The following is a 1,436-nucleotide window of genomic DNA, read 5'->3' as shown; positions in this document are numbered from 1 at the left end:
GGTGATGTTTACGGTCGATCCGCGCCCTACGACGGATCCCTCGCCCGGGTTCGTTCCCGTCGCCTTCGCGGTAGAGCCTGGGGTCGGGCAGCTTCCGGCAGTGCTGTTGAGTCCCGCGCCCGCGAGGCGTGACTGAGCCTCGCTGATGCTCAAGCCCGATACTCCGGGGACCGCCACGCCCTGACCGTTGCTGGGACGAAGCGTGACGACGGTGCCGCCCGCGACCTTTCCTGCGCCGGGATCCTGCTGTGCGACGATTCCGGAACCCTCGGTCGAGTCGACGGGGTCTCCCACGACGACTTCGAATCCGGCATCCTCGAGCGTCTTGGTCGCTGCCTCGACGCTCTGGCCGACCACGTTCGGTAGGTCGTACAGGACGGTCTTCGTGAGGTTCGAGTCAGGTGCGGGGAACCCGTCTCCGCCATAGAGGGCGTCAGCGGCGCGCAGAATGGGCTTTGCCACGGAGTGTCGCGTATAGAGGTGATTCCACGGCCAGCGGCTGACGTCGGCGTCGCCGACGGAGTTGCCGACCCAGACGGCGGTCGTGACATTCGTGCTCGACCCGACAAGCCACGTCTGCTTCGCCTCGTGCGTACCGGTCTTGCCGAGGATCGGCGTGCCGTCATACGGGTTTGATGCGCGGCCCGAACCGTTGGTCATAACCCCTTGCAGTGCGTAGGCGGCTGTCGCGGCGATGTTCGGCTCCAGCACCTGGGTGCACGACGCGGCCGGCAGCGCTACCTCGTTGCCGTTGGCATCAGTGATCCGGTCGATCGCCTTCGGGGTGCAATACACGCCGTTGTTCGCAATCGTCGCGTACGCGGCGGCGACGTCGATCGGTGCGATGTTGTTCGAGCCGAGCACCTGGAACGGCACACGCACTTCCACCGGACTCCCGTCCCCGCGCACGACGCCCATCTTCGCGGCAGTCTTCTCGATACCGCAGAGATCGAGCTTCGAGGCCATCGCCAGGAATCCGGTGTTGAGCGAGTCGGCAGTGAACCGCATCGGGGTTCCGACGTAGCCGGAGCTCTTGGCGAAGTTGTTGATCAGCGTCGTGTTGTTGGTGATGTCGCCGAAGCAGCTGTTGCGGAAGGTCTTGAAGACCTGGACATTGCCGTTGAGGACCTCGTTCACCGAGTGACCCTCTTGCAGCCACTCCAAGAGCGTGAAGACCTTGAACGTCGATCCGCCCTCGAACCCGGTGGAACCGCCATACTTGAGATTTCCCGCGTAGACCAGGGATGAATAGTTCGGATCGCCGGTGATCGTCTCGCTGAAGTTCGTGTTCTGCGTGATCTCCAGGATCCGGCCGGTCTTGGTCTCGATACTCGTCGTCGCAGCGCCGAGGCGCCCCGTCTCGGCGCTGGCGTAGCCGTCGATCGAGGTCTGCACGTTGTCGGTCATCGCCTGTTCAGCGGCTTGCTGAAGGCGCC

General features: G+C 64.3%; 1 protein-coding gene. It reads right to left on the bottom strand.

Features of this window, described 5'->3' with window-relative positions; all coding sequences use genetic code 11:
* Positions 1 to 1,407: PASTA domain-containing protein (locus Q1V87_RS10345; protein WP_300592300.1), on the bottom strand; the 1,407-nt coding region annotated here is incomplete at its 3' end.
* Positions 1,408 to 1,436 lie beyond the last annotated feature (29 nt).

It is taken from the genome of Microbacterium sp. (assembly GCF_030149085.1).
In the GTDB taxonomy this organism is placed as follows: domain Bacteria; phylum Actinomycetota; class Actinomycetes; order Actinomycetales; family Microbacteriaceae; genus Microbacterium.
This window is presented reverse-complemented; position numbering and strand designations above follow the sequence as displayed.